At 64.6% G+C, this 1,750-nt stretch carries 4 protein-coding genes; all 4 read right to left on the bottom strand.

The window, feature by feature from the left end; genetic code table 11:
- On the bottom strand, positions 1–242 hold a 242-nt coding region (locus tag PHR85_RS15195), incomplete at its 3' end, for a type II toxin-antitoxin system RelE/ParE family toxin (protein WP_300056055.1).
- A 52-nt stretch (positions 243–294) separates the two neighbouring features.
- The gene (gene ubiE / locus PHR85_RS15190) at positions 295–1,026 is read right to left on the bottom strand and encodes a bifunctional demethylmenaquinone methyltransferase/2-methoxy-6-polyprenyl-1,4-benzoquinol methylase UbiE (protein WP_300056053.1); all 732 of its coding nucleotides are present in this window, start codon (positions 1,024–1,026) and stop codon (positions 295–297) included.
- 45 nt (positions 1,027–1,071) lie between these two features.
- On the bottom strand, positions 1,072–1,557 hold the full coding sequence (rfaE2, locus tag PHR85_RS15185; protein WP_300056050.1) for a D-glycero-beta-D-manno-heptose 1-phosphate adenylyltransferase: 486 nt from the start codon (positions 1,555–1,557) through the stop codon (positions 1,072–1,074).
- Positions 1,558–1,559: 2 nt separating this feature from the next.
- Positions 1,560–1,750 (bottom strand): BON domain-containing protein (locus PHR85_RS15180; protein ID WP_300056047.1); only part of this gene is annotated, 191 nt, incomplete at its 5' end.

Here is a 1,750-nt window from a genome sequence, read left to right as displayed (position 1 = left end):
CCGTCCTCGAAACGGAAACACCCCCGCCACTGATCATTGATGCGAACGCTCCACTGTCGGGCACGGTAGCCTTTCAATACCTCCAATCGATTTCCCGGCGGGATGCGCATATCTTCGATGGTCAACGCCAGATCGAGCTGTTCCAGTTTGCGCAGCGCAGCCCGCTCGAAATTCACGAAGCGTGCGACGCGCTTGCCGTTAAACAGCGCCTCGGTGTCGAGGCATCGGAACGTTTTGATCATGCGCACATATTAACGAGCCACGTTAATATGTCAAGGCCGCATGGGGCAAGGCTTAGAGTTTATACCCCCGGTGCACCGCCACCACACCGCCCGTCAGGTTGAAGTATTCGACGCGCTCCAGCCCGGCCTCTTCCATCATCTGCTTCAGTTCCTCCTGCCCGGGGTGCATGCGGATAGATTCGGCGAGGTAGCGGTAGCTGTCGGCGTCGTTGGCGACGAGCTCGCCGATCTTGGGCAGCAGCTTGAACGAGTAGGCGTCGTAGAACGGCTCCAGCGGTTTGGCGATCTTGGAGAATTCCAGCACGATGACGCGCCCGCCGGGGCGGACCACGCGGCGCATCTCGCGCAGCGCGGCGTCCTTGTGCGTGACGTTGCGCAGGCCGAAGGCGATGTTGGCGCAGTCGAAGTAGTTGTCGGGGAGCGGCAGGTGCTCGGCATCGCATTGCGCGGTCGGCGTGGCGATGCCTTCGTCGAGCAGGCGGTCGCGGCCGACGCGCAGCATGGCGTTGTTGATGTCGGTGAGCACGACCTGGCCGCTCGCGCCGACCTTCTTGAGGAACAGCCGCGACAGGTCCGCCGAGCCGCCCGCCACGTCGAGCACGCGCTGCCCCTCGCGCACGCCGCTGACGCCGACCGCGAAGCGCTTCCAGATGCGGTGCAGGCCGACCGACATCAGGTCGTTCATGATGTCGTATTTGCTCGCGACCGAGTCGAACACGCCCGCGACGCGTTTGGCCTTTTCTTCCTCGGCGACGGTTTCAAAACCAAAGTGGGTTTCAGCCATTTCTAATGCTCCTTCAATGCGTCGCTTGATTTCAGCGGGTCGTGCTCATAGCGAGCGGATCTTGTTCAGCAGCGCGGTGGTGGAACGCTCGTGCAGGAACGGGATGCTGTGCACCCTGCCGCCCCAGCCCTGCACCTCGCGCGCGCCGACGATGTTTTCGATCTGCCAGTCGCCGCCCTTCGCCAGCACGCCGGGACGGCAGGCGAGGATCAGGTTAAGCGGCGTGTCTTCGTCGAACGGAACCACCAGGCTGACCGATTCCAGCGCGGCGAGCACTTCCATGCGGTCGTCCTGTGGGTTGACCGGCCGTTCGCCGCCCTTGCCGAGGCGCTTCACCGAGGCGTCGCTGTTCACCCCCACGATCAGCGCGGCGCCCAGCGCGCGTGCCTGCGCGAGGTAGGTCACATGGCCGCGGTGCAGCACGTCGAAGCAACCGTTGGTGAACACCAGCGGGCGCGGCAGCAGGGCGGCGCGCTCGGCGAAGTGCTCCGGCCGGCACAGCTTGTGCTCGAAGGCGGGCGCGGGATACATCCCTAGTCGAGGTATTCGAACAGCCTGACCACGCGCTGCACCCCGCCGGTGGTGCTCGCGACCTCGGTCGCGGCGTCGGCCTCGGCGCGCTTGACGATGCCCATCAGGAACACCGTGCCGCTCTCCGTGACCACCTTGACGTGGTCGGCGTTGAAGCGCTTGTCCTGCATGAAGCGCAGCTTCACGTCTGTGG

This window comes from Malikia sp. (assembly GCF_028687635.1).
Classification (GTDB): Bacteria; Pseudomonadota; Gammaproteobacteria; order Burkholderiales; family Burkholderiaceae_C; genus Malikia.
The sequence above is the reverse complement of the archived record's forward strand: the minus strand, read 5'-3'. Positions and strand labels throughout refer to the sequence as shown.